Annotated in this window: 20 protein-coding genes; 14 read left to right on the top strand and 6 right to left on the bottom strand. The window is 73.7% G+C overall.

The genetic code is table 11. The annotated features are described in order from the left end of the window. The first annotated feature begins 42 nt into the window (after positions 1 to 42). From AC07D6_RS00420 to AC07D6_RS00410, 3 genes are all read left to right on the top strand, one after another. Positions 43 to 195 carry a hypothetical protein gene (locus AC07D6_RS00420; RefSeq protein ID WP_479040841.1) on the top strand — a complete coding sequence of 51 codons (153 nt, stop codon included), beginning with the start codon at positions 43 to 45 and terminating at the stop codon, positions 193 to 195. A gap of 91 nt (positions 196 to 286) precedes the next feature. Next, the gene (locus AC07D6_RS00415; RefSeq protein WP_479040839.1) at positions 287 to 865 is read left to right on the top strand and encodes a hypothetical protein; all 579 of its coding nucleotides are present in this window, start codon (positions 287 to 289) and stop codon (positions 863 to 865) included. Positions 866 to 1247: 382 nt separating this feature from the next. Beyond that, on the top strand, positions 1248 to 1661 hold the full coding sequence (locus tag AC07D6_RS00410; protein ID WP_479040837.1) for a hypothetical protein: 414 nt from the start codon (positions 1248 to 1250) through the stop codon (positions 1659 to 1661). A gap of 174 nt (positions 1662 to 1835) precedes the next feature. Here AC07D6_RS00410 and AC07D6_RS00405 read toward each other — a convergent pair whose 3' ends face one another. Then, positions 1836 to 4520 (bottom strand): cellulose binding domain-containing protein, encoded by a 2685-nt coding sequence (locus AC07D6_RS00405; protein ID WP_479040835.1) that lies wholly within the window; start codon positions 4518 to 4520, stop codon positions 1836 to 1838. Positions 4521 to 4680: 160 nt separating this feature from the next. Continuing rightward, positions 4681 to 7599 carry a glycoside hydrolase family 48 protein gene (locus AC07D6_RS00400; RefSeq protein ID WP_479040833.1) on the bottom strand — a complete coding sequence of 973 codons (2919 nt, stop codon included), beginning with the start codon at positions 7597 to 7599 and terminating at the stop codon, positions 4681 to 4683. A 78-nt stretch (positions 7600 to 7677) separates the two neighbouring features. On the opposite strand from AC07D6_RS00400, the gene AC07D6_RS00395 reads away from it, so the two are divergent. From AC07D6_RS00395 to AC07D6_RS00385, 3 genes are all read left to right on the top strand, one after another. Continuing rightward, complete coding sequence (locus tag AC07D6_RS00395) at positions 7678 to 8439, top strand: cellulose binding domain-containing protein (RefSeq protein WP_479040831.1); 762 nt, start codon at positions 7678 to 7680, stop codon at positions 8437 to 8439. Between the two features lie 293 nt (positions 8440 to 8732). After that, on the top strand, positions 8733 to 10475 hold the full coding sequence (locus AC07D6_RS00390) for a glycoside hydrolase family 6 protein (RefSeq protein WP_479040829.1): 1743 nt from the start codon (positions 8733 to 8735) through the stop codon (positions 10473 to 10475). A 358-nt stretch (positions 10476 to 10833) separates the two neighbouring features. After that, the gene (locus tag AC07D6_RS00385) at positions 10834 to 11220 is read left to right on the top strand and encodes a VOC family protein (RefSeq protein WP_479040827.1); all 387 of its coding nucleotides are present in this window, start codon (positions 10834 to 10836) and stop codon (positions 11218 to 11220) included. Here AC07D6_RS00385 and AC07D6_RS00380 read toward each other — a convergent pair. After that, on the bottom strand, positions 11217 to 11702 hold the full coding sequence (locus tag AC07D6_RS00380; RefSeq protein WP_479041528.1) for a GNAT family N-acetyltransferase: 486 nt from the start codon (positions 11700 to 11702) through the stop codon (positions 11217 to 11219). The genes AC07D6_RS00385 and AC07D6_RS00380 overlap by 4 nt on opposite strands. An 84-nt stretch (positions 11703 to 11786) precedes the next feature. Then, entirely contained in the window at positions 11787 to 12815 is a 1029-nt protein-coding gene (locus AC07D6_RS00375) for a LacI family DNA-binding transcriptional regulator (protein ID WP_315876204.1), read from the bottom strand. 513 nt (positions 12816 to 13328) lie between these two features. Between AC07D6_RS00375 and AC07D6_RS00370 the strand changes: the two genes are divergently transcribed. The 8 genes from AC07D6_RS00370 (at position 13329) to AC07D6_RS00335 (ending at position 23437) form a co-directional block, all read left to right on the top strand. After that, positions 13329 to 14684, top strand: a complete 1356-nt coding sequence (locus tag AC07D6_RS00370; RefSeq protein ID WP_315876205.1) for an ABC transporter substrate-binding protein — start codon at positions 13329 to 13331, stop codon at positions 14682 to 14684. A 488-nt stretch (positions 14685 to 15172) separates the two neighbouring features. Continuing rightward, positions 15173 to 16180 carry a carbohydrate ABC transporter permease gene (locus AC07D6_RS00365; RefSeq protein WP_315876206.1) on the top strand — a complete coding sequence of 336 codons (1008 nt, stop codon included), beginning with the start codon at positions 15173 to 15175 and terminating at the stop codon, positions 16178 to 16180. A gap of 3 nt (positions 16181 to 16183) precedes the next feature. After that, positions 16184 to 17032 (top strand): carbohydrate ABC transporter permease, encoded by an 849-nt coding sequence (locus AC07D6_RS00360; protein ID WP_479040824.1) that lies wholly within the window; start codon positions 16184 to 16186, stop codon positions 17030 to 17032. A gap of 96 nt (positions 17033 to 17128) precedes the next feature. After that, a complete protein-coding gene (locus AC07D6_RS00355) occupies positions 17129 to 18574 on the top strand; it encodes a GH1 family beta-glucosidase (RefSeq protein WP_315876208.1) in 1446 nt (481 codons plus the stop codon). A 147-nt stretch (positions 18575 to 18721) separates the two neighbouring features. After that, a complete protein-coding gene (locus AC07D6_RS00350) occupies positions 18722 to 20083 on the top strand; it encodes an ABC transporter substrate-binding protein (RefSeq protein WP_479041526.1) in 1362 nt (453 codons plus the stop codon). Then, positions 20080 to 21087: a carbohydrate ABC transporter permease gene (locus tag AC07D6_RS00345; protein WP_479040822.1), complete on the top strand. Its 1008-nt coding sequence runs from the start codon at positions 20080 to 20082 to the stop codon at positions 21085 to 21087. The genes AC07D6_RS00350 and AC07D6_RS00345 overlap by 4 nt, the downstream gene beginning before the upstream one ends. A 1-nt stretch (position 21088) precedes the next feature. Then, positions 21089 to 21967 (top strand): carbohydrate ABC transporter permease, encoded by an 879-nt coding sequence (locus tag AC07D6_RS00340; protein WP_479040820.1) that lies wholly within the window; start codon positions 21089 to 21091, stop codon positions 21965 to 21967. A gap of 54 nt (positions 21968 to 22021) precedes the next feature. Beyond that, a complete protein-coding gene (locus AC07D6_RS00335; RefSeq protein WP_479040818.1) occupies positions 22022 to 23437 on the top strand; it encodes a GH1 family beta-glucosidase in 1416 nt (471 codons plus the stop codon). 168 nt (positions 23438 to 23605) lie between these two features. On the opposite strand, the gene AC07D6_RS00330 is transcribed toward AC07D6_RS00335, so the two are convergent. Together AC07D6_RS00330 and AC07D6_RS00325 are read right to left on the bottom strand one after the other, a co-directional pair. Continuing rightward, positions 23606 to 24994 (bottom strand): sensor histidine kinase, encoded by a 1389-nt coding sequence (locus tag AC07D6_RS00330; protein WP_479040816.1) that lies wholly within the window; start codon positions 24992 to 24994, stop codon positions 23606 to 23608. Next, positions 24991 to 25677 carry a response regulator transcription factor gene (locus AC07D6_RS00325; protein WP_315876212.1) on the bottom strand — a complete coding sequence of 229 codons (687 nt, stop codon included), beginning with the start codon at positions 25675 to 25677 and terminating at the stop codon, positions 24991 to 24993. The genes AC07D6_RS00330 and AC07D6_RS00325 overlap by 4 nt, the downstream gene beginning before the upstream one ends. Positions 25678 to 25701: the final 24 nt, after the last annotated feature.

Here is a 25701-nt window from a genome sequence, read left to right as displayed (position 1 = left end):
CGGGTCCATACGCCCGCCGGGCATCCCTCAGAAACCAGTGGGATGACCCTCCACGTGTACCGCGTTCAGGCGGACGGCAGCACCGTCACCGTGCGGGAGCGCAGGCGGATCGAGCCGAACGACGGGCCGCCCGCGACGCTGCGGTATCCGCCGTGTTCGTGTTCCCGCTGCGCGGCTCGGGAGGCCGACCAGTGACCCGTCGTCGGCCGCCGGCCGCTTTTCGCCGCGCCCCGCGAGGGGCCGGAGCCCGCGTAGGGCTCGCCGTCACCCTGGAGGTCAGCGCACCGTGACCGGCACCCCCGACCCCTACGCCGCCTGGGAGTGGCTGGCGCAGGCGCACCCCGCGCCCGACCACGCCCTGCGGCTGCTCCTGCGGCACGGCCGCGCCGCCCTGGAGACCGGCCTCCGGTGGGACGCGGTCCAGGTCCCCGAGACCACCGGCCTGCTCGCCCTGGAACTGGTACGCGGACCGGCGTTCCGCGACACCGCCCGGGGCGCCGTCCTCTTCCTCGTCCCGCCCACGGACGGCTGGGGCGCACGCGGCACGGCCCACCTCACCGACGGCACCATGGTGTGCGTCCCCGCACCCGACACGCGCTCCCCGGAACCCGCCGACGCGCGTTCCCCGGAACCCGCCGACTCGCCGGACCTGTACTGGCTGACACCACCGGACGGCTCCGACACCCTCACCGACCCCATCACCCTCTTCGAGGCACTGACGACCGCAGCCCCGGACGAGGAGGGTCCCCTGTGGTGCGGGCTGTGCGGCCGGCCCGGGCCCACCACCAGCGTGCATCGGCCCGGCCCGGACGGGGGCGGGCACCGCGTACCGGCCCACGAGGCGTGCGCCGTCGCCGGGAAGTGACCGGCCGCGTCCGGCGCGGCACCGGCCCCGGCGCGCCGGGCCGAGGCCCCGCTCCGGGCGTTCGCCCCGGCCGGAGAGCGACCGGGACGGGGCGTCCCCGTCCCGGGAGGGAGGTCCCGTGCGTGTCCCCCGTGCGGTGGTGTTCTCCCCCTACGGGGAGACCCGCACCGCGCCTGCGGGCGCCGGAACCGTCTGGCGGTGGGACCGCCCCGGCGCCCTGTTCGAGGTCCTGGCCCGCTTCACGCGCCCGGAGAATGTCGGAGGGTGGCACGGCCCGCGGACGCCCGGTCCGCCGCGCCACCCGCGTATCCGGCCCGGTGACGGCCGCCGCGCCCCCTCCACGGGCGTCCTGCCGGGTCACGACGAGAGGAAACGACCACACATGCGCCCTGCCCGCTTCACCGAATTCGTCATCGACGTCGTCAAGAACCAGCCCACCGCCGACCGCGTGCAGACCCTCGCCGAGGCGGGCGACTCCTCACACCCGTACGGGGTCGCCATCACGCTCCAGGGCGGCGGACGCGAGACGCGGTGGCAGTTCACCGGGCAGCTTCCCGACGGCGCCAAGCACGAGGGCTTCGCGGACGAGCCGGTGCACGGCACGCCCGTCCCCGCAGGGCCCGCGCCGCAGGCCGGTGACGAGCCCGAGGCGTGGCTGGCCGCGGCCCTCGCCCTGGCCGAGTGCCCGGAGGTGGCGGGCATCGAGCGCTGGTCGACCCGCTCCCAGCCGGGTGGGCAGAAGGGGCTCACGCTCACCTTCCACAACGGCGCGCGGATCTTCGCCCGCGTCCTGTGACCCTCCCACCGGGCGCCGCGGATCCTCCTCCCCACCACGGGTGACGGACCCCGGACCACGGCCCCGCTGCGCGACGCCGCGTACGGACGGGGGCCGGTCCGGTGAAACGCCGGGCCGGCCCCCACACGTGGGTTTCCCCCGTGGGGCCGGGATGCGGGGCATCCCGGCCGGGGGTCACGGGGCCGTGGTGCCCGTGGGCGCGGTCGTCGCGCAGGGCGCGCCGTTCATCTTGATCGCGGTCGGGGGCCGGTTGGTGCCCGACCACGAGCCGGTGAACCCGAAGGCGACCGTGCCGCCCGGTTCGACGCGTGCGTTCCAGCCTGCGGGGGCGACCGTCACGTCGGTGCCGGACTGGCTGTACGTCGCGTTCCACCCCTGGGTGACGCGCTGGCCGTCGGGGAAGGTCCAGCCGACCTGCCAGCCGCTCCAGGCGGTGGTGCCGGTGTTCTTGACGGTCACGTCGGCCTGGAAGCCGCCCTGCCACTGGTTGGTCACCTTGTAGGTGGCCTGGCAGGCCGCGGGCACCGGCGGGTCGGTCGGGTCCGGCGGGTCGGTGGGGCCGCCCGCGTCGGAGGTGTCGCCGTAGACGATGCCGCGGCCGTTCGTCGACACGTACACCCGGCCGTAGATCCGCGGGTCGCCGGTGATGGCGGCACCGGTCCAACCCCACTGGTGGGCGTCGTCGTTGATCCGCGTCCAGGTCGCGCCGGTGTCGGTGGAGCGGAAGATGCCGCGCACCCCGCCGATCTTGGCGCTCGTGTAGAGCGTGTCGTACGAGGCGCCGGGCGCGGCCTTGCCGAAGCCGATCGTGTCGGCCTCCTCCACGCCCCTGACCTTGGTGAACGTCGCCCCGGAGTCGGTGGAGCGCCACAACCCGTACGCGCCCGCGGTGCCGCCGGCGAACCAGATGTCGCCGGCCCGGCCGGGGACGGCCTTGAAGCGGACGTTGCCGGAGGCGGGCAGGCCGGTGGCCTTGGCGGTGAACGTCGCGCCGCCGTCCGTGCTGACGTAGAACGTCCCGGCCTTGAAGCCGTAGAACTTCTTCGGGTCGACGCGGTCGGACTCCACGACGGCGCCCGCCGGGATGCCCTGCGACGCGGTCCACGCGCCGCCGAACCCGGACGTCGTGTGGACGCCGGTGCCGTCGGGGCTCCACACGAAGCGGCTGCCGTCCGCCGCCGCGGCGACCGTGCCGCCGCCGGAGACGCCCGAGGGCTCCTGCCCGGCGAACCAGTTGGCGCCGTTGTCGGTGGAGAACGCGATGCGCGGGCCGGAGTCGAGGTTGCCGACGCGCACGACGGTGTCCGGCTTCGTCTCGGCGTAGTCGAGGCTCGTCGAGGTGGTGAAGTTGGGCGAGGTGAACATCATCGCCGGGACCTTGGTGAGGTCCGTGTGGCGAAAGCCGCCGATGTCGCCGAGGGCGCTGATGAGCGGGGCGCCGGACGGCGGGGAGATCAGGTCGTTGACGGCGGTCTCCTCCAGGCCCTGGACCATCGGCTTGATGGTGATCTTGCCGCCGCTGTCCCACTGCGTGAGGTTCTCGGTGCCGTAGACGGTGGCTCCGGTGCCGTACATCATCCGGTTGGAGTCGAACGGGTCGATCTCCAGGGCCTCGGTCATCCAGCCGAGCTTCGGGGTCTGTTCGGGCGGGGACGGGTTCGCTCCCCAGGTGAGCCAGGGCGACGAGGACACGTCCATCGTGTAGCGGTCGGAGCGGTTGGGGTACGAGGTGAACTCCCACGCCCGGGTCCAGGTCGCCCCGCTGTCGGTGGTGCGGAAGATCTGCGTGTCGGGCCACCAGGAGCTGTAGCCGGTCACCATGACCGTGCCGGGCTTCTGCCGGTCGATGCTCAGGCCGCTGAAGCCGTAGTACGGGTCGGCGTCCGGGGTGATGTCCTGCCAGGTCCCGGCCTTCGTGTCGTACCGCCAGACCGCGCCGTCCCCGCCGTCGTACGGGCCGCCCGTGTCGCTGTACGCCAGGTACAGCCGGCCGTTCTTCGCGTCGAGGACGCCCTTGTGGGCGAGGAGCCCGGTGGGCTGGCCCGGCAGCCGGGACCAGGTGGCGCCGGCGTCGGTGGAGCGGTAGACGGAGTTCTCCTTGTCGGCGACGCCGACGTAGAGGGTGCGGGTGGCCTGCCCGGCCGTGCCGGTGGACTCGTCGAAGGTGACCCAGACGATGCCCTGGTTGTCGGAGCCGTAGCCGCTGGTGTCGGAGGGGTCCTGGGCGTAGTTGCCGGGGTTGGGGAAGGCGGTGACCTCCGACCAGGTGGCACCGGAGTCGGTGGAGCGCCACAGGCCGTGGCCGCTGGGCGCGCCGAGGTAGAGGACGCTGTTGCGGTTCGGGTCGATGGCGAGGCGCTCCCCCATGCCGCGCCCGGGCATGTTGCCGCCGAGCTTGAACGGCAGGTCGGCGCTCTTCCAGGTGGCGCCCCGGTCCGTGGAGCGCAGGACGGCGCCGTTGCCGGGGTCCCAGCTGTTGGTGTACGTGCCGACGGCGGCGTACACGCGGTTCGGGTCGACGGAGTCGGTGGCGATGCTGACGACGCCGGTGTGGCCCCAGCGGTCCCAGCCGATGTGGTCGAGCAGCGGCGTCCACGTCTTGGTGGACTGCTGCCAGCGGTAGGCGCCGCCGATGTCGGTGCGGGCGTAGGCGAGGTTCTTCTCGGAGCGGTTGAAGACGATGCCGGGGACGAAGCCTCCGCCGTCGATGCGGACGTTCTTCCACGTGTAGGTGTCGGCGGCGACGGCGGCGCGCGGGGCGGGCTCGGCCCGGGGCGCGGCGTGGACGGCGGGTGGTCCGGCGGTGAGCAGACCGGCCGCGAGGGCCAGTCCGGTGAGCAGGCTCCACTTCTTGCGCACGGTGCTTCCTCTCGGGGCGTGCGGGTGCGGGGGGTGCGGGAGGGGGGAACGTGCCGGCGCGTACGGCGGCGCGCCGGCACGTACGGGGACGTGCGGAAGCCGGGCGGACCACGGGCAGCGCGGCCCACCCGGCTGTGACGTACGCGGAGTCAGCGCGGGGCTATTCGAGAAGCTCCGCGTACGAGCCCATGGCGAGGGCGATGTCCGCCTGCGCCCAGAAGCGGTGGTACGTGAAGACCGGCGCGGCGCCGCCCTTCAGGTAGGCCTCGACCTTCGACCAGGCGGGGTCGTCCTGGTAGAAGGAGCGGATCGAGGCGAAGGTGGACGTGGAGTCGATCCGGTCGCCGTTGGGCATGGTGCCGGTCCAGCCGCTGGGGACGTAGACCGGGTCGTCGAACCGGTTGTAGTCGGCGCGGGTCTCCGGGACGGCGATGCCCAGCGGGTCCTGGTGGTGCTGCCACATGCCGTCGAGGAGCGCCTTGGCGACCCGCTTGGCGTCCGCGTCGCCGGACTTGGCGGCGTAGTACGTCAGGGTCTTGGCGTACGCGGCGGCGACGCCGACGTCGTTGGTGTAGTCCGCGACGGTGACGTGGAGGCCGGCGTTGGCGCCGGGCGAGGAGGCGTTCCACGTGTCGGGCTTGCCGGACCACTGGAGGGTGGACGGGAAGCGGAACGTTCCGTCGGGGTTGATGGTGGTCTCCGACAGGGCCCAGTCGACCCACTTGTCGAGGACGCTCTTGGCGAGGGCGTCACCGCTCTGGTGGTAGTACTCGGCGACGCGCTCCATGGACCACGCCTGGAAGCCGAACCACTGGTTGGACGGCGGGTCGTGGTAGACGGGCTTCTCGTCGTAGAAGAGGCCGTAGAAGGTGGGCGTGCCGGCCGGCGGGGTGGCGTAGCGTCCCTGCCAGCTGTTGGTGGCGCCGCCCGCGATGGCGCCCTCGTTGGACTGGAGCCAGCGGTAGAACTCGACCTGCCGGTCCAGGCTGGTCGCCCAGTCCTGGGCGCCCGTGGCCGACTTGGGCTTCAGCGGGGCGTACTCGCTGAGCGCGTACGCGGCGAGCGGGTTCTGGTAGCCGCTGTGGGAGTGGCTGGAACCGATGCGCCAGGCCCAGCCGGCGGAGGTGTCGGTGGCACCGCCCCAGGCGTAGTACCAGGACATCAGGTAGTGGGCGCTGTCCTTGCCGGTGCCGGCGGGGCAGCTCGTCGGGCCGACGCAGTTGCCGGCCTTCTTGAAGTACTTGTCGAAGAGCGAGTACCGCAGGTAGTCGCCCATCTTGGCGGCCTTGGCGACGACGCCGCCGACCGCGGAGCCCTTGCCCTGCTGCTTGGCCCAGATGTCGGCCCAGTAGGCGGCCTGGACCGCGCGGGCGTCGGCGTCGGGGGCGTTGGTGTACTTCCACTGCTTGGCGTAGGACGCGTCGCCGGTGAACAGGTCCAGGTAGCCGTTGCGTCCGCCGTAGGTGAAGTTGTCGCAGGTCGGGTGGGTGACGGTCTCCCAGACCGACTCCTGCGGGCCGCGCTGGAAGGTGTTGATGTACGACGGGCCGGTGGCGGACGGGCCGGCGGAGCACTTGCCGGGCTCGTTGCCGAAGCCGTAGACGTTGTCGACGTCCTGGAGCCAGTGCATGCCGTACACGTCGGAGGTGCCGTAGGCCGTCTTCAGCTCACCGGCGATCGGGTCGACTCCCGAGGGGATGCCGGCGTCGAGGCGCGACGGGTACTGCGACGGCAGGTCGTGCTCGGGGGCGTACGTGGCCGGCTTGGAAGCGTTGTACTTGTCGTTGGTCGGCTGGTCGGCGTGGGTGGGGATCATGTACTTCTCCATGGTGTCCCACGCGCTGTTGAACTTGGTCCAGTCGCCGGTGACCTTGCCGTACATGGCCTGCAGCCAGATCAGGTAGCTGTACGCCTCGGACGTCGTCTCGTGGCCGTGGTCGGGCGCCTCGACGATCAGCGTCTCGACCGAGTGGTACGGGATGCCCTCCGGCGAGAAGTAGCCGTTCGCCGGGTCGGTGATCTTGGCGTGCATGGCCAGGAAGCGGGCGTCGTACGTGGAGTCGCCGTCGAGCTGGGTGGCGGTGACCTCGGCCTTCGTGTGGCCGGGGGCCGTCACGGCGAACACGGCCGAACCGGTGCCGGACGCGGCGGCGGTGACGGTCACCTTCTGGGCGGTGCTCCAGTTGGTCGGGGTGAAGGTCAGCGTGCCGGGGGCCGCGGTGAGGCCGGTGTTGCCCGAGGCGCGGGCGACGGTGACCGTGACGTTCGCGGACGGCCGGGTGGAGAGCTTCACGTCGAAGGTGGCGGACTCGCCCTGGCGCACCCCGAGTTGGGTGGGGGACGCGACGAGGGCCGGCCCGGCGGCGACGGTGATGCCGACGGGCGCGGACTCGGCGGCGGCGCCCTGGCTGTCGTACGCCTTCGCGTAGAGCGAGTGGGTGCCGGCGGCGAGGCCCTGGGCGGTGAAGGTGTACGGCGAGGTCGTGTCCGTGCCGAGCAGGGTCGTGTCGTCGTAGAACTCGACCTTGCTGATGGTGGCCCCGTCGGCGGCCGCCGCGGTGGCGGCCAGCGGGACCGGGTCGCCCGCGGTGAAGGTGGCGCCCGGCGCGGGGCTGGTCAGCACGGCGATGGGCGGCTGGTGGGCGCCCGCGCAGACGGTGCCGTTGACGGTGAAGCTGGTGGGCGCCGCGTTGCTGCCGCTGTAGGTGAACTGGGCGCCGGTCGTGACGGCCTGGCCGGCGGCGACGGTCCGGTTCCAGTCGACGTTGGTGACCGTGACGGTCTTGCCGGACTGGGACCAGGTGCCGTTCCAGCCGTTGGACAACCGCTGGTTGCCGGTCTGGTCGTAGCGGAGGGTCCAGCCGTTGAGGGCCTCGGTACCCCGGTTGGTGAGGGTGAGCTCGGCGGTGTAGCCCGAGCCCCAGTCGTTGGTCTTGTAGTCGACGCTGCACTGCACGGCTGCGGCGGCCGCCTCGGCGGGTGCGCCGTTGGCCGCGGTCATGCCCAGGGGAAGGGCGAGGACCGCGGCCAGGACGGTGGTCAGCCGTCTGCGTTGACCCGTACGTGGTCCTGGCGACATGCGGTGTCTCTCCTAGCGGCTCAGTGGGGGCAGGAGGGTGGGGGTGACAAGCCTTGAACCAGTGGGAGCGCTCCCACTATGAGGAGGCCCCGGTGCGCGGTCAAGGTCCTTGAAGTCTCGAAGAAGTTCGAAAGAAAAACTTTTCCCTCCCTCTGTTGCTTGACGGCGGAGGAGCGCTACGGTCAGCGGCACCAGTGGGAGCGGTTCCATCCAGTCGGTGCGTTGTCAGGTACGCACCTAAGCTGCAAGGAGTCGCTCATGCGACACCCCCCGCGTGCTGTTTCACTCTCCGCGGGAGCCGCGCTCGCCCCGGCGGGTACGGTCCTCGCACCGGCGGACCCCGCGTCCGCCGCCCCGACCGCCACTTCGTTCCGCACTCCGATCCGTACGGTGGAGCACTCCGCCGTCGGCCGGTGGGCCGGCGGTTTCCGGGGTTCCGTCACGATCACCGGCAACGGCTCCGCGCCGTACGGCCGGAGCTCCGGGTCCGTGTTCCCGGGCGGCCGGTGGGCCGCACGGGGCCGGGAAGTCCGGTGGTCCCCGTGCGGGGTCCCGGTGACCGCGGCGGACGGGAGCGGGCACGCGGTGCTCGGCACGGGTGCCGGCGTCACGGCCGGGTCCATCGCCTCGTACTCCGGTTCCCGCCCCGCACCGACGGCGTTCACGCCGAACGGCACGGTGCGCGGCGCGGAGCCGGGAGGCGCGGCGGACCCGTCCCGCCCGCCGGCGACGGGTGGCGAACCGCCCGTGCCGTCCATGAGGGGTGACGAACCCTTCGACCAGAACGGCGCGACCCGCCGGCTGCTCGGTGCGAACCGCTCCGCCGGCGAGTCCCCGTAGTCCAGGGCCGCGTGCCGGCCCACGGCCCCACCGGCCCGGTGGCCGATCCCGCCGCCGCCCGGCACGTCCACCACGTCAACCCCCGCGCCGACCAGCGGTGACGACGGCACCCCATGCCTTCGACACCGGTCCGCGCCTCCACCCGCGAACCGGCGGACCGACCGACGCCGGCCGCGTCCCGCACCACTGGGACACCGGGCCCCGGGCGCACCCGCGCCCACCCGGAGCACCACCGGGGAACCGAGCGACACCCCGGAGAACACAGAGGAATTCAGAGAGGAAACCCCACCCCCATGAGCCGCACCAGCACCACCCAATCACCTCCCCGCCGCAGAACCGCTCTGCTGGCCGCCTCCACCCTGCTCGTCACGGCCGGCGCCACCGCGACCGCACTGTCCTCCCCCGCCGGGGCAGCCGCCCCGGGCTGCAAGGTCGACTACACCGTGACCAACCAGTGGAGCAACGGCTTCGGCGCGAACGTCACCGTCACCAACACCGGCGACCCCGTCAGCGCCTGGACGCTGGAGTGGTCGTTCGGCGGCAACCAGCAGGTGACGCAGCACTGGAACGCCGGCATCACCCAGTCCGGCGCGGCCGTCACCGCGAAGAACGTCTCGTGGAACGGCGCCCTGGCGACCGGCGCCACGGCCTCGTTCGGCTTCAACGGCTCGTACAGCGGGACGAACGCGGTGCCGACCGTGTTCAAGCTGAACGGCGTGGTCTGCAACGGCGTCCCGGGACCGACCGACCCGCCGCCCACCCCCACCGACCCGCCGCCGGTCGGCAGCCGCGTCGACAACCCGTACGCGGGCGCCAAGGGGTACGTCAACCCGGAGTGGTCGAGGAAGGCCGCCGCCGAGCCGGGCGGTACGAAGGTCTCCAACCAGCCGACCGGTGTCTGGCTGGACCGGATCGCCGCGATCAACGGCGTCAACGGCGGCATGGGCCTGCGCGACCACCTCGACGAGGCGCTGCGCCAGAAGGGCAGCGGCGAGCTCGCCATCCAGCTCGTCATCTACAACCTGCCGGGCCGTGACTGCGCCGCCCTCGCCTCCAACGGCGAGCTGGGCCCGACGGAGATCGACCGGTACAAGACCGAGTACATCGACCCGATCGCGAAGATCCTCGCCGACCCGAAGTACGCGGGCCTGCGGATCGTCACGACGGTCGAGATCGACAGCCTGCCGAACCTGGTCACGAACGTCTCCCCGCGCCCGACCGCCACGCCGAACTGTGACGTCATGAAGGCGAACGGCAACTACGTCAAGGGTGTCGGCTACGCCCTGGCCAAGCTCGGCGCGATCAAGAACGTCTACAACTACGTCGACGCCGGACACCACGGCTGGCTCGGCTGGGACGACAACTTCGGCGCCTCCGCCCAGATCTTCAAGCAGGCGGCGACGGCCGAGGGTTCGACGGTCGCCAACGTCCACGGCTTCATCGTGAACACGGCGAACTACAGCGCCCTGAAGGAGAACAACTTCACGATCAACGACACGGTCAACGGCCAGTCGGTGCGCACCTCGAAGTGGATCGACTGGAACCGCTACACCGACGAGCTGTCGTACGCGCAGGCCATGCGGGCCGAGCTGATCCGCATCGGCTTCGACTCGAACCTCGGCATGCTGATCGACACGTCCCGCAACGGCTGGGGCGGCGCGGCCCGGCCCGCCGGCCCGGGCGCGAAGACCAACGTCGACACGTACGTCGACGGCGGACGCTACGACCGCCGCATCCACCTCGGCAACTGGTGCAACCAGGCCGGCGCGGGCCTCGGCGAGCGGCCGAAGGCCAACCCGGAGCCGGGCATCGACGCGTACGTGTGGATGAAGCCCCCGGGTGAGTCCGACGGGTCGAGCAAGGCCATCCCGAACGACGAGGGCAAGGGCTTCGACCGGATGTGCGACCCGACGTACACGGGCAACCCGCGGAACAACAACAACATGTCGGGCGCCCTCCCGGACGCCCCCGTCTCGGGCCACTGGTTCTCGGCCCAGTTCCAGGAGCTGCTGAAGAACGCCTACCCGGCGCTCTGACGGCCAGAGCCGGCTCCTGAACGAGCCCCCGCACCCGGTGTTGGTTCACCCCCGGGTGCGGGGGCTCCGCACGTCCGCGGCGCGGTCACCGCGGGCGCGGGTCGGCGAAGGCGCCCTCCGGGGCGGACGCGGGAGGCGGCTTCGGACGCCGGAACGGCCGGAACCGCGTTGTGGGGGGCGGGGCGCGGGGCTAGGGTCGGGGACGTGACTGCCGGGTCGGCCATGGGCCACGAACGAGAGAAGTCCCCGGCCTCCTCGTGAGGGCGGGGCGGGCCAGGGGCCCGCCCGGGGTGCCGCGCGCCGTCGTGCGCGTGCCTCCCCGCTCCTTCCTCCTCCGCGCACTCACGAGAGGGTCACCATGACCGCCGATCTCAACCACACCGTCGTGCACGCCTCCGACAAGCTGGCCTCCGCCGAATTCCTCGCCGGGATCCTCGGGCTGGAGGTCGGGGCGCCGTTCGGGCCGTTCGTCCCCGTGGACACCGGCAACGGCGTGACGCTGGACTTCCACGACGCGGGCGGCACGCCGGTCGCGTCCCAGCACTACGCGTTCCTCGTCCCCGACGAGGAGTTCGACCTCATGATCGACCGGCTCCGGGCGGCCGGGGTCACGTACTACGCCGACCCCCACCACACCGAGCCCGGGCGGATCAACCGCCTCTTCGGCGGCCGGGGCGCCTACTTCGAGGACCCCGACGGGCACAACATGGAGATCATGACCCGCCCGTACGCGCGTCCCGCCTAGACCGCGGGGGCGGAGGCGGGGACGGGGTCGAGGTCGAGTTCGGCGACGACCTGGTCGCCGCTCACCCCACCGGTCGGACGGAAGCCGCGCCCGGTGGAGAACCTCTCGGGGCCGTGCCCGCCCGGCTTCCAGCTCACGGTGACCCGGCTCCCCCCGCGGCGGCGGACCTCCTCGCAGACGGCCCCGACGGCGAACCGCCCGTACCCCCGGCCCTGGTGGCCGGCGGAGACGGCCGGCCGCCACGGGCCGCTGCGGGGGCGGTCGCGGGGGTCGTCGGGGTCGAAGCGGACGCCGAAGAAGCCCCTCACGAACGCGACGAGCCGGTCGCCGTCGTACACGAGCCGCGGCCGGGCCACGTCCGGCGAGGCGTACGCCTCGGCCGGCGACCGCGCGACGGGCGCGACGAACCCCTCCTGCTCGGGCCGCACCCGCAGCGCGCACGCCTCCAGGACGTTGTCGGGGGTGATCTCCACGAGTCGCAGCACGTCAGCCGTGCCCGGACCCTCACCACCCCACCGGGCCCCGCCCCAGGGGTTCTCCGGCGCGCCGCCCGGGCCGGGTCGGGGTCAGGCCGATTCGCGGACGACCAGTTCCGTGGGGAGGACCAACTGGCGCGGTTCCGCCGTCGTGCCGGTGATCTCCTGGAGCAGGACGCGGGCCATCACGCGGCCCATCTCCTCGATCGGCTGGCGGACGCTCGTCAGCGGCGGGTCCATGTGACGGGCCACCGCCGAGTCGTCCACGCCGATCAGCGCCACGTCGTCGGGGACCCGGCGGCCCGCCTCGCGCAGGGCCACCCGGGCGCCCGCCGCCATCACGTCCGACGCCGCGAACACCGCGTCCAGTTCCGGGCACCGCTCCAACAGCTCGCGCATCGCCCGCCGGCCGCCCTCCTCGGTGAAGTCGGCTGCGGCGACCAGCCGTTCGTCGGCGGCCAGGCCCGCCGTCGCCAGGCCCTGGCGGTAGCCGTCGAGGCGGCAGCGGGCCACGTACATGTCGAGCGGGCCCGTGATCGTGGCGATGCGGCGGCGTCCGCCCTCCGCCAGGCGCGCCACCGCCGAGCGGCCCGCGCCCACGTTGTCGGAGTCGACGTACGCCACCGGCTCCGCCTCCGAGCGGCGGCCGTTGAGGACCGCGGGGATGTCCAGCTCCCGCACCAGGTCCGGCAGCGGGTCGTCCGCGTGCACCGACACGAGCAGCACCCCGTCGACGCGCTGCGCCGCCAGGTACTGCTCGAAGCGCTGGCGCTCCTTGCGGGACCGGATCAGCGTGAGCAGGAGCTGCTTGTCCGCGTCGGCCAGTTCGGCGCTCACGCCGCGGATGATGTCGAGGAAGTACGGCTCCGCGAACAGCCGCGCCTCCGTCTCCGGGATCACCAGCGCCACCGCGTCCGTGCGGGCGCCCGCCAGGGCGCGGGCGGCGCGGTTCGGCACGTACCCCAGCTCCGCGATGGCGCGGGAGACGGCGGCCTTCGCGCGGTCGCTGACCCGCGGCGAACCGTTGATCACGCGCGACACCGTGCCCCGGCCGACGCCGGCCCGGGCCGCGACCTCCTCCAGGGTGGGCCTGCTCCCCTGCCGTCCGTTCACCGCCATCGCGTCACGTCTCCCGTCCAGTCCTCAGCCCGCCGGCCCGCCGACGGGCGGGAAACCGGGAAGCCGCGCGCCCGCCGGGCCGCGAAGCTTCTGATGCAGTCAAAGTAGAGCCTGCCCCCCTCCTCGACCCCAAGCGGGAGACCCGGAAATTGACCCTGGGTAGTGGGAGCGCTCCCACGCTAGCGGATCGTGGCGTCCACCTCCAGCGGGCGCCTTGAGGAACTGAAGGCGGTCCTCGCAGCGCGGACGCCCGCCCACCCCTCCCGCAACAATTCGCGTTCATCTCTTGACACCCGTACCCGCCAGGCAGCAACCTTCCGGGCATACGACGTGGGAGCGCTCCCACGGACACGTGTCCCCATCGGCACGTGAGCCGCAGCACATCGATCCGATCCGCACGATCACGACCACACGAGGGGCCGGCGGAGGACCGCACAGGACCCCGGTCCCGGTCCCGGCCCCCAGCCCCACCCGGCGCACAACCAGCACCACCCTGGACGAGGAGAGTGGAGAATGCGCACTTCCAGCAGTACCCGTGACCTGGCCCGCAGACGTCGCCCCGCACTCGCGGCGACCGCCCTCATGGCCTGCGCGGCCCTGATCGCCGGGTGCAGCGACAGCGGGGGCGACGGCTCCGGCACGGCCGCGGGCGACGACGGGAAGATCACCCTGCGGATCGGCACCTTCGGGTCCTTCGGCTACGACAACGAGAACGGCGCCAAGCTCTACGCCGAGTACGAGAAGCTGAACCCCAACATCAAGATCGTCGAGTCGAACGTCGCCGACGGCCAGAAGTACTGGGACACCCTGAAGCTGCGCCTCTCCCGCAACAGCGGCCTCGCCGACATCCAGGCCATCGAGGTCGGTTACATCGCCGAGGCGATCGGCCCCACCATGGGCAACAAGTGGGTCGACCTGTCGAAGACCGGCGGCGCCGACACGTCCGCGTTCCTGGACTGGAAGATCAAGCAGGCCACCACCGCCGACGGCAAGGTCATCGCCCTCGGCACCGACATCGGCCCCATGGCCATCTGTTACAACAAGGACCTCTTCGCCAAGGCCAAGCTGCCCACCAACCGCGACCAGGTCGCCGAGCTGTGGGCGGGCGACTGGGCGAAGTTCGTCGCCACCGGCAAGAACTACCAGCGCAACGCGCCCGCCGGGACCGCCTTCCACGACTCCGCCAGCGGCCTGTTCAACGCCGTGCTGTCCAGCCAGCCCCAGCAGTACGCCAACGACAAGGGCGAGCTGGACTGGGAGAACAGCCCCGGCGTCAAGACCGCCTGGAACCTCGCCGTCGAGGCCGCCGGCAGCGGGATCACCGCCAAGCTGCGCCAGTTCGACGAGAAGGGCACCTGGAACGCCGGGTTCAAGAACTCCAAGTTCGCCACCGTCGCCTGCCCGTCCTGGATGACCGGCATCATCAAGGACCAGGCCGGCCCCGCCAACAAGGGCAAGTGGGACATCGCCGCCCCGCCCGTCGCCGGCAACTGGGGCGGTTCCTTCCTCGCCGTCCCGAAGGCCGGCAAGCACGCCGAGGAGGCCGCCAAGCTGGCCGCCTGGCTGACCGCCCCCGAGCAGCACGCCAAGGTCTTCGGCGTCAACGGCAACATCCCCTCCACCAAGGAGACCCTGGCCTCGCCGACCGTCCAGAACGCCAAGATCGAGTACTTCGGCGACACCCCCGTCGGCAAGATCTACTCGTCGGCCGCGGCCGGGATCACCCCGGCGCCGGTCAGCCGCCACGACGGCCAGGTGAAGACCTTCATCACCGACAACGGCATCCTCGACATCGAACAGCGCGGCACCTCGCCCGAACAGGCGTGGAACAACGTGAAGAAGCTGATCGACGACAAGATCGCCCAGTAGGCGGTCCGGTCCGGCCGCCCGGCGCTCCCCCGCCGCGCGGCCGGCCGCGTGCGGGGCCGGGCGGCACGTGTCCCCGAGGACGGGCCCGCCCGGCCTGACGGGAGCGTCCACCCCGCCCGGTGGGGGACGGGCCTCCCGGCCCGACGGCGACGGATCCGCCCGGCCCGGCAGGAACGGAACCACCCGGCCCGACGGGAGCGTCCGCCCCGCCTCGGCGGGGACGGGTCCGTCCGGCGCGCCCGGCGACCGCGCGTTCCGCGCGGGGCCGCGGGGCGCGCGGGCGGCCCGCACGCCCCGCGGCCCCGGCAACCCGCACGGCCCCGCACCGCCCGTACCGCCCGCGCCGTCCGCACCGCCCGCCACCCCGCACGCGCGCCCGCGCCCGCACGGCTCGCGGCCGGACGCGTGCGCGGGCGGGCGGCGCCCCGGGCGCCGGGACCGTCCGGCAGCCTCCCCGACGTACGCACCGACCTGGAAGGACGCCCCTCGTGGCCACCTCCGTCCAGGCGGCGGCCGACGGCACATCGCCGCCCGCCACGCCGCCGCCCTCCGCACCCCGGAAACCCACACCGCCCCCGGCCCGCACCGGCTGGCGCAGCAAGCTCTACCGCTGGGACCTCAAGGCGACCCCGTACGCGTTCGTCTCGCCGTTCTTCCTCTGCTTCGCGGCGTTCGGGCTGTTCCCGCTGATCTACACGGGCTGGCTCTCCCTGCACCGGGTGGAGCTGGGCGGCGAACCCGAGTGGCGGGGCTTCGACAACTACACCGCCCTGTGGGACAGCGACTTCTTCTGGAACGCGCTCGCCAACACCTTCACCATCGGCGTCCTCTCGACCGTCCCGCAGCTCCTCATGGCGCTGGGCCTGGCGCACCTGCTGAACTACAAACTGCGCGGCCGTGGCTTCTTCCGCGTCGCCGTCCTCGCCCCGTACGCCACCTCCATCGCCGCCGCGACCCTCGTCTTCGCCCAGTTGTTCAACAGCGACTACGGGCTGATCAACACGATCCTCGGCTGGGTCGGCTTCGAGCCGGTCAGCTGGGAGTCCTCCAAGTGGCCCGCCCAGATCGCCATCTCGGTGATCGTGACGTGGCGGTGGACCGGGTACAACGCGCTGATCTACCTCGCCGCGATGCAGGCCGTCCCGCAGGACCTGTACGAGGCGGCCTCGCTCGACGGGGCGTCGCGCTGGCGGCAGTTCATCAGCGTCACCATCCCGTCCATCCGCCCCACGATCCTCTTCACCATCGTCGTCTCGACCATCGGCGCGACCCAGTTGTTCGGTGAGCCGATGCTGTTCGGCGGCAGCCTGGGCATCAGCGGCGGCAGCGGCAACCAGTTCCAGACGCTGAGCCTGCTGATGTACGAGAAGGGCTGGATGACCGGCGCGCTGGGGCAGGCTTCGGCCATCGCCTGGGTGATGCTGCTGCTCCTGCTGCTCATCGGCGGCCTCCGGCTGCTCGCCGGCCGCGTCAACCGCAAGAAGCAGGGGGCCTGAACCATGAAGCTCAAGCAAGCGGCCGGGCGGCAGCACCACGCCGGCCCCATCACGTACGTCCTGCTCGGGCTGGCCGCCCTGGTCTCCCTCTTCCCGCTGTACTGGAACCTCGTCGCCGCGTCCCACACGGGCGAGCGGGTCGTCGAGGCGCCGGCGCCGCTGCTGCCCGGGCCGCGGCTGTTCGAGAACCTCACCTTCGCCTGGAACCAGGTCGACATGGGCGAGGCACTGATCAACACGACGATCGTGGCGGGGCTCGTGGCGGCGTCCACGGTCGTGTTCTCCACGCTCGCCGGGTTCGCCTTCGCCAAGCTGCCCTTCCGGGGCCGCAACGTCCTGCTCGCCCTGGTCGTGGCGACGATGACGATCCCCCCGCAGCTCAGCGTCATCCCGCTGTACCAGATCATCACCGACCTGGGGTGGGTGGACCAACTGCAGTCGGTGGTGCTGCCGTCGCTGGTCGCCGCGTTCGGCGTGTTCTTCATGCGGCAGTACCTGCTGGAGGCGCTGCCGATCGAGCTGGTCGAGGCGGCCCGCATGGACGGCGCCCACAGCCTGCGGATCATCTGGCACGTGGTGTTCCCGGTGGCGCGGCCCGCGATGGCCGTGCTCGGCATGCTGATCTTCGTCCAGGCGTGGAACGACTTCTTCTGGCCGTTCATCGCCCTGACCCCGGACGGCAACCCGACGCTCCAGGTGGCACTCGCCGGCCTGGGCTCCGGCAACCACACCATCAACCAGGCCATCGTGCTGACCGGCGCGCTGATCTCCACGGTTCCGCTGCTGGTGGTCTTCGCCCTGCTCGGCAAGCACATCGTGGGCGGCATCACCTCGGGCGCGGTCAAGAGCTGACGCGCCCGGGCGCCGCCCGCGCCGCCCCTCCCCCCGTCCCCCCATTCCCCCCATCCCCCCCGTCATCCATTCCTCTCCTCGTTGGGAGCGCTCTCTATGACTGCGTCCGAAGTCCGGCCGCTCACCGCCACCCGCCAGTTCCCACCCGGCTTCCTGTGGGGGGCCGCCACCGCCGCGTACCAGATCGAGGGTGCCGCGGCCGAGGACGGCCGCACGCCCTCCATCTGGGACACCTTCTCCCACACGCCGGGCAAGGTGTTCGGCGGCCACACCGGTGACGTGGCCGTCGACCACTACCACCGGTTCCGCGACGACGTCGGGCTGATGAAGGAGCTGGGCCTGACCGCGTACCGCTTCTCGGTGTCCTGGTCGCGGGTGCAGCCGACCGGGCGCGGCCCGGCCGTGCAGAAGGGCCTCGACTTCTACCGGTCCCTCGTCGACGAGCTGCTCGCGGCGGGCATCCAGCCCGCGCTGACCCTGTACCACTGGGACCTGCCGCAGGAGCTGGAGGACGCGGGCGGTTGGCCGGAGCGCGCCACCGCGGAGCGGTTCGGGGAGTACGCGGCGCTCGTCGCGGACGCGCTGGGCGACCGCGTCGAGCGGTGGACCACGCTCAACGAGCCCTGGTGCAGCGCGTTCCTCGGGTACGCCTCCGGGGTGCACGCGCCGGGGCGCACCGACCCGGTCGCCGCGCTGCGCGCCGCCCACCACCTGAACCTCGGCCACGGCCTGGCCGTGCAGGCGCTGCGCGCGGCCCTGCCGCCGCGCGCCGAGATCGGCGTGTCGCTCAACCTGCACCAGGTCAGACCGCTGACGGAGGCGCCGGGCGACGTGGACGCGGCACGGCGGATCGACGCGGTCGGCAACCGCGTCTGGCTCGGCCCGATGCTCGACGGGGCGTACCCGGAGGACCTGGCGGCCGACACCGCGCGGCTGACGGACTGGTCGTTCGTCCGGCCCGGCGACACGGCGACGGCGCACCAGCCGCTGGACTTCCTGGGCGTCAACTACTACACGCCGACGGTCGTGTCGGTGGCCGGCGGCGCCCAGCCGGGGATGGCGGACGGCGGGCACGGCGGCGGCTCCTTCTCGCCGTGGCCGGCCGCGGACGAGGTGGCGTTCCACCAGCCGCCGGGCGCGCTCACCGCGATGGGCTGGTCGGTGGACCCGTCGGGCCTGTACGACCTGCTGATGCGGCTGACGCGGGAGTACCCGGAGCTTCCGCTGTACATCACGGAGAACGGCGCGGCGTACGAGGACGCGGTCGGGCCGGACGGCGCGGTCCACGACCCGGAGCGCATCGCGTACGTCCACAGCCACCTGGAGGCGGTGCACCAGGCGGTGGAGAGCGGCGCGGACGTGCGCGGGTACTTCCTGTGGTCGCTGCTGGACAACTTCGAGTGGGCGTACGGGTACGAGAAGCGGTTCGGCGCCGTCCACGTCGACTACGAGACGCAGGTGCGCACCCCGAAGGCGAGCGCCCACTGGTACGCGCGGGTGGCGCGCAGCGGGCAGCTCCCCGCGCCGGAGGCGGTCGTGTGACCCGCTCCGGTGCCGCGTGACCCGGCCCGGCGGCGGGTGACCCGCTCCGGCGCCGCGTGACACGCCCCGGCGGGAGCGCGGCGGCGGCGCCCGGTACGTACAGAATCGTCCTCGTTCGTGGTGGAGGTTCCGTACCGGGAGGACGCGATGCGCAGCCGCACCCGCGGGGCGGGGTCCCCCAGCCGCCCCCGCCCCCGCTCCCGCCGCGGCGGCCGGCGCGACCCCCGCGCCCGCGCCGCCACCCGGCTCGCCGCCGTCCTGCTCGCCGCCGCCCCGCTCGCCGGGTGCTGCGCGGGCGGCGGCGCCGGGACCGACGGCCGGATCCGGCTGACGGTCGGCGTCTTCGGGTCGTTCGGCTACCGGGAGGCCGGCCTGTACGACGCGTACATGCGGCTGCGTCCCGGCGTCGTCGTCGAGCAGACGTCGATCGCGCGGAACGAGAACTACTACCCGCAGCTCCTCACCCACCTGGGCAGCGGCAGCGGTCTCGCCGACGTCCAGGCCGTCGAGGTGAACAACATCGCCGAGATCACCGCCACGCAGGCGGACGGACTGGTGGAGCTGGGCACGGCCGAAGGCGTGCGGAAGGAGGACTTCCTGCCGTGGAAGTGGGCGCAGGGGACCACCCGGGACGGCAGGACCGTCGCCCTCGGCACGGACGTCGGACCGCAGGCCGTCTGCTACCGCAAGGACCTGTTCGCCCGGGCCGGGCTGCCCACGGCCCGGGCGGAGGTGGGCCGGCTGTGGGCGGGCGGCTGGCGGGCGTACCTGGCCGTCGGACGGCGCTACCGGGCGAACGCCCCCGCCGGTACGGCCTTCACGGACTCGGCGTCCGGGGTGATGGCCGCGATCACCGGGTCCAGTGCCCGGCGGTTCTACGACGCGGACGGCACCGTCTCCTACCGGTCGAGCCCCGCCGTGCGGGAGGCGTGGTCGGTGGCGGCGGCCTTCGCGACGGGCGGGCTGACGGCACGGCTCCAGCAGTTCACCCCCGCCTGGGACCAGGGCTTCGCGAACGGCACCTTCGCCACCGTGTCCTGCCCCGCGTGGATGCTCGGCTACATCCAGGACAAGGCGGGCCCCGCCGGGCGCGGCCGGTGGGACGTGGCGGCGGCGCCCCGGCCGGGGAACTGGGGCGGCTCGTTCCTGGTCGTCCCCAGGGCGGGCCGGCACCGGGCGGAGGCGGTACGGCTCGCGGCCTGGCTGACGGCGCCCGCGCAGCAGGCGACGCTGTTCGAGCGGCGCGGCAGCTTCCCCAGCGCGTCCGCCGCGTACCGGAGGCCGTCCGTCGCGGGGGCGCGGCACCCGTACTTCGGCGGGGCGCCGATCGGGGAGATCTTCTCCCGCGCGGCCCGCGGCGTGCCGGTGACGGTCCTCGGCCCGAAGGACCTGGTCATCGCCCAGAACCTCGCCGACGTGGGGATGCTCCAGGTGGAACAGCGGGGCGCGTCGCCCGCGGACGCGTGGCGGTCGACCGTGCGGACCATCGACAACGCCCTCGACCTGTGAGCGCGCCCCGCGCGTCCGCCGCACCCGTCCCCGCGTCCGCGAAGGGCCCGGCGGGCGGACCGGCCGCGGCGGGCCACGGACCGGACGGGCGGTGGACGCCGTACGCCTGCCTCGCGCCGTTCTTCGTCCTCTTCCTCGCCTTCGGGCTGTTCCCGCTGCTCTACACGGGCTGGGCGGCCCTGCACCGGGTCGAACTGACCTCCCCGACCCGCATGGAGTGGGTGGGGCTGCGGAACTTCTCCCGGCTGGCCGCCGACGAGTTCTTCTGGAACGCGCTGCGCAACACGGTGACGATCGGGCTGCTGTCGACCGTGCCGCAACTGCTGATGGCGCTGGGCATCGCGCACCTGCTGCACCACCGGCTGCGCGGCTCGACGTTCTTCCGGGTCGCCGTGCTCACCCCGTACGCCACCTCCGTCGCCGCCGCGACGCTCGTCTTCGTCCTGCTGTTCGGCCGTGACCACGGGATGGTGAACTGGCTGCTGGACCTCGCCGGGATCGGTCCGGTCGACTGGCAGAGCGGCCGCTGGACGTCGCAGCTCGCGGTGTCGACGATCGTCGTCTGGCGGTGGACGGGCTACAACGCGCTGATCTACCTGGCGGCGCTCCAGTCCGTGCCGCCCGAGCTGTACGAGGCGGCGGAGCTGGACGGCGCGTCCCGGTGGCAGCAGTTCGCGCACGTCACGGTGGTCGCGCTGCGGCCGACGATCCTGTTCACCTGCGTCGTCGCCACGATCGGCGCGACGCAGCTCTTCGGGGAGCCGCTGCTGTTCAACGGCAGCGCGGGCGCGACCGGCGGCGCGGACCACCAGTTCCAGACGCTCGGCCTCTACCTGTACGAGCAGGGGTGGGTCAACTTCCACCTGGGCCGGGCCGCCGCCATCGCGTGGACGATGTTCCTGCTGCTGGTCCTGCTCGCGCTGGCCACGGGGGCGACCGCCCGCCTGGCGCGGGCCCGGTCGGCGGCACGGGCCCGGTCGGCGGCGCGGGAAGGGGGCCGCTGACATGCGCGTGCCGCCCGCCCCCCGCGCCCGGCCGGGCCGTCCCCGTACGCGCGCGGGCCGTCCCCGGCGCGGCGGGGCGCTCACGTACGCGGTCCTGGCCGGCGTCACCGCCGTCTCACTGTTCCCGCTGCTGTGGACGGCGGTCGCCGCCTCCGGCGACACCACCCGGCTCGCCCGGACGCCGCCTCCCCTCTGGTTCGGCGACCGCCTCGCCGGCAACCTCTCCACCGCCTGGACCGACGCCCGCCTGGGCGCCGCGCTGTGCAACACGGCGTTCGTCGCCGGGACCGTCGCCGCCGGGACCGTGCTGGTCTCCACCCTCGCCGGCTTCGCCTTCGCCAAGCTGCGGTTCCGGGGCCGCCGGGCGCTGCTGCTGGTGGTGGTCGGCACGATGATGGTGCCGCCGCAACTGTCGGCCGTCCCGCTGTACCTGCTGGTCGCGCGGCTCGGCTGGGCCGACCGGCTCCAGGCGGTGATCCTGCCGGCCCTGGTGAGCGCCTTCGGGGTGTTCTTCATGCGGCAGTACCTGCTCGGCGCGCTGCCGGGCGAACTGGTCGAGGCCGCCCGCGTCGACGGCGCCGGCGCGTGGCGGATCGTGTGGCACGTCGTCTTCCCGGCGGCGCGGCCCGCCATGGCGGTCCTGGCGATGCTCACGTTCGTGATGGCGTGGAACGACTTCTTCTGGCCCGTCATCGCGCTCACCCAGAGCGGCAGCCCGACCGTGCAGGTCGCCCTCACCGGCCTGGGCCGCGGCTACGTCCCCGACCAGGCGGTGGTCATGGCCGGCGCCCTGCTGGGCACGCTCCCGCTCCTCCTCGTCTTCGCCGCCTTCGGCCGGCAGATCGTCGGCGGCATCATGCGGGGCGCCGTCAAGGGCTGACCCCCGCGCGCGCCTCCGTCCCTACCCCCGTCCCGACCCGTTGGGAGATCCTCCTTGTCCGTCAGCTTCCCGCCCGGCTTCCTGTGGGGCACCGCCACCGCCGCGTACCAGATCGAGGGCGCCGCCCAGGAGGACGGCCGCGGGCCGTCGATCTGGGACACCTTCAGCCACACCCCGGGCCGCACCCTCGGCGGCGACACCGGTGACGTGGCCGCCGACCACTACCACCGCGCGCCCGACGACGTCCGCACCATGGCGGAGCTCGGCGTCAACGCCTACCGCTTCTCCGTCTCCTGGCCGCGTATCCAGCCGACCGGGCGCGGCCCCGCCGTGCAGAAGGGCCTCGACTTCTACCGCGCGCTCGCCGACGACCTCCTCGACCGCGGCATCACGCCCGTCCTCACCCTCTACCACTGGGACCTGCCGCAGGCCCTGGAGGACGAGGGCGGCTGGCCCGCGCGGGACACCGCCCAGCGGTTCGCCGACTACGCGGGGCTCGTCGCCGACGCGCTGGGCGACCGCGTCGAGCGGTGGACGACCCTCAACGAGCCCTGGTGCAGCGCCTTCCTCGGGTACGGCTCCGGCGTCCACGCCCCCGGCCGCACCGACCCCGTCGACGCGCTGCGCGCCGCCCACCACCTGAACCTCGCCCACGGCCTCGCCGCGCACGCCCTGCGGGCCGCCCTGCCCGGCCGCGCCCAGCTCTCGATCAGCCTCAACACCTGCGCCGTCAGGGCGCGGACGGACAGCGACGCCGACCGGGACGCCCGGCGCCGCATCGACGCGCTCGCCAACCGGGTCTTCACCGGGCCGCTGCTGCACGGCGCGTACCCCGACGACCTCCTCGACGACACCGCGCACCTCACCGACTGGTCCTTCGTCCGGGCGGACGACCTGGCCGCCATCGCCCGCCACCCCCTGGACTCGCTCGGCATCAACTACTACGCGCCGACCGTCGTGTCGGCCGCCACCGGCGGCCCGGCCTCCACCGCCGACGACGGCCACGGCGCCAGCGCCCACTCCCCCTGGCCGGGTGCCGACGGCGTCTCCTTCCACCAGCAACCCGGCGAGCGCACCGACATGGGCTGGGGCATCGACCCGACCGGCCTGTACGACCTGCTGACCCACTACAGCCGGGAGGCGCCGGGCCTGCCCCTGCTCGTCACCGAGAACGGGGCCGCCTACCCCGACCGGCCTGCCCCCGACGGCACCGTCCACGACGTCCGCCGCGTCCGCTACCTCCACGGCCACATCGCCGCCCTGCACCGGGCGCTGGCCGACGGCGCCGACGTGCGCGGCTACTTCGTGTGGTCCCTGCTGGACAACTTCGAGTGGTCGTACGGGTACTCCAAGCGGTTCGGCATCGTGCACGTCGACTACGCGACGCAGACCCGCACGCCCAAGGCGAGCGCCCGCTGGTACGCGCGGCTCGCCCGCACCGGCGTCCTGCCGGACCCGGTCGTGCCGTGAGGGGCGCGTCCCGGCCGCCGTCCCGACCGGGGTGGCGGCGGCCGGGACGCGCGGCGCGCGGACGGCGCGGGCCGCGCGGCGGTGCAGGAACCGACCCCCGCCGGCCCGCACCGACCCGCACCGGCCCGCACCGGCCCGCAGCCGGACGCGGGCGCCCGCGCGGCCGGTTCACGCGGGCGCACCGCGGCGCCGCACGCGGCGGGCACGGCGGGCGGGCGGGGCGGCGGGGCGGACGCCCGGGCCCAGCCGGACGCGGACCTCCGCGCCGCCCAGGACGGAGCGGCCGACGCGCACGTCGCCGCCCGTGGACTCCGCGACGCGGCGCGCGATGTCCAGGCCGAGCCCCGTCGAGCCGTCGCGCGCCCCGCTGTTGCCGCGGGCGAGCGCCGCCTCGGGGTCGGCGATGCCGGGCCCGGCGTCGGAGACGAGCACGTGCACCGCGTCGTCGCCGCGGTGCACGTCGACCGCGAACGCGGTGCCCTCCGGGGTGTGCCGGAAGACGTTGCCGAGCAACGCGTCCAGCGCGGCGGCCAGCTCGGGGCGGGCGACGGGGACGCGCACGGGACGCTCGACCCCGGCCAGCCGCGCCGCGCGGCCCTCGTCCTCGGCGAGCGCCGACCAGAACGCCATCCGGTCCCGTACGACCTCCGACACGTCGCAGCCGGCGCCCGGCCCGGCCGCCGCCGTCGTCTGCGGCTTGGCCTCGCGCGCGGTGCGGATGATCGTGTCGACCTCCCGCTCCAGTTGCTCGACGGCCGCGCGGGTCTGGTCGGCGGCCGGCCCCTCGCCGAGCGAGGCGGCGTTGAGGCGCAGCACCGTCAGCGGGGTGCGCAACCGGTGCGACAGGTCGGCGGCGAGCTCCCGCTCGTTGGCGAGGAGCCGGACGACCTGGGCGGCCATGGAGTTGAAGGCGACGGCCGCGGAGCGCAGTTCGGCGGGCCCCTCCTCCGGTACGCGCGCGTCCAGCCGGCCCTCGCCCAGGTCGTGGGCGGCGCGCGCGAGGAGCCGGGCGGGCAGCACCACGCGGACGCCGAGCCGGTCCGCGACCGCGACCGACCCGACGACCAGGGCGGCCCCGACCCCGGCGAGGACCAGCCGGGCGGTGGCCAGCCCGCGGGTCAGCTCGCCCTGCGGGACGAACACCTCGACGACGGCGATCTGCCCGGTGCCCAACGCGATCGGCTGGAGCAGCACGCACCCCCCGGCCACCTCCGCGACGGACGCCCGCGGCACCCGCCGTACGGTCGCCAGGTCCGCCCCGGCGGCCCGGCCCGCGCCGATCTCCAGGGCGACGGCCCCGGGCCGTCCGGGCGGCGCCGGGACGTGCACGGCCATGCGCCCGTCCGCCCCGGCCTGCGTGGAGGCGACGGCGCGCTCCAGCGCCGCCCGGTCGGTGGTGACGGACAGGGTGGGGCCGATCGCGGCGGCCTGCCGCTCGGCGTTGCCGAAGGCGCGGTCGCGGGCCAGCTCCTCGATGACCAGACCGAGCGGGACGGCGAAGGCGAGGACGACCATCGTCGTGACGGCCAGCGCGACCTTGACGAGCGCCCACCTCACCGCGGCGGCTCCAGTTTCACGCCGACGCCCCTGAGCGTGTGCAGGTAGCGGGGGCTGGCGGCGGTCTCGCCCAGTTTGCGGCGCAGCCAGGACAGGTGGACGTCGATGGTCTGGTCGTCGCCGTACTCCTGCTGCCACACCTCCGCGAGCAACTCCCGGCGCGACACGACGACGCCGGGCCGCCGGGCGAGGAACGCCAGCAGGTCGAACTCGCGGCGCGTCAGGTCCAGGGTCCGGCCGTCCAGTTCGGCCCGGCGGCGCAGCGGGTCGACGGCGAGGCCGCCGACCCGGACGGCCGTGTCGGCCGGCGCCTCCCCGGCACCGCGCGCCCGGCGCAGCACGGCGGCGATCCGCGCCGACAGGTGCTCCGCGGAGAACGGCTTGGTGAGGTGGTCGTCGGCGCCGTCGTTGAGGAGCCGTACGACCTCCGCCTCGTCGTCCCGCGCGGTCGCGATGATCACCGGTACGTCGGTGGTGCCGCGCAGCACCTTCAGCGCCTCCGCCCCGTCCAGGTCGGGCAGGCCGAGGTCCAGGACGACCACGTCGAAGCGGTGCCGGTCGACCTCGCGCAGCGCCTCCAGGGCCGTGCCGACGCCCCGCACCGCGTGGGACGCCCCGGTCAGGTGCCGAACGAGGGCGGAGCGCACGGACTGGTCGTCCTCGACCACGAGCACACTTGCCATGGGCGGCACCGTACGCCATGCGGC

The organism is Streptomyces sp. NPDC045287, from assembly GCF_056432325.1.
The sequence above is the reverse complement of the archived record's forward strand: the minus strand, read 5'-3'. Positions and strand labels throughout refer to the sequence as shown.

Excerpts from the sequence above, each read along its gene's own strand:
- AC07D6_RS00420 (WP_479040841.1), top strand. The coding sequence starts at position 43 with ATGACCCTCCACGTGTACCGCGTTCAGGCGGACGGCAGCACCGTCACC.
- AC07D6_RS00410 (WP_479040837.1), top strand. The coding sequence starts at position 1,248 with ATGCGCCCTGCCCGCTTCACCGAATTCGTCATCGACGTCGTCAAGAAC.
- AC07D6_RS00400 (WP_479040833.1), bottom strand. The coding sequence starts at position 7,599 with ATGTCGCCAGGACCACGTACGGGTCAACGCAGACGGCTGACCACCGTC.
- AC07D6_RS00395 (WP_479040831.1), top strand. The coding sequence starts at position 7,678 with ATGAGGAGGCCCCGGTGCGCGGTCAAGGTCCTTGAAGTCTCGAAGAAG.
- AC07D6_RS00390 (WP_479040829.1), top strand. The coding sequence starts at position 8,733 with ATGAGCCGCACCAGCACCACCCAATCACCTCCCCGCCGCAGAACCGCT.
- AC07D6_RS00385 (WP_479040827.1), top strand. The coding sequence starts at position 10,834 with ATGACCGCCGATCTCAACCACACCGTCGTGCACGCCTCCGACAAGCTG.
- AC07D6_RS00375 (WP_315876204.1), bottom strand. The coding sequence starts at position 12,815 with ATGGCGGTGAACGGACGGCAGGGGAGCAGGCCCACCCTGGAGGAGGTC.
- AC07D6_RS00370 (WP_315876205.1), top strand. The coding sequence starts at position 13,329 with ATGCGCACTTCCAGCAGTACCCGTGACCTGGCCCGCAGACGTCGCCCC.
- AC07D6_RS00360 (WP_479040824.1), top strand. The coding sequence starts at position 16,184 with ATGAAGCTCAAGCAAGCGGCCGGGCGGCAGCACCACGCCGGCCCCATC.
- AC07D6_RS00355 (WP_315876208.1), top strand. The coding sequence starts at position 17,129 with ATGACTGCGTCCGAAGTCCGGCCGCTCACCGCCACCCGCCAGTTCCCA.
- AC07D6_RS00350 (WP_479041526.1), top strand. The coding sequence starts at position 18,722 with ATGCGCAGCCGCACCCGCGGGGCGGGGTCCCCCAGCCGCCCCCGCCCC.
- AC07D6_RS00340 (WP_479040820.1), top strand. The coding sequence starts at position 21,089 with ATGCGCGTGCCGCCCGCCCCCCGCGCCCGGCCGGGCCGTCCCCGTACG.
- AC07D6_RS00325 (WP_315876212.1), bottom strand. The coding sequence starts at position 25,677 with ATGGCAAGTGTGCTCGTGGTCGAGGACGACCAGTCCGTGCGCTCCGCC.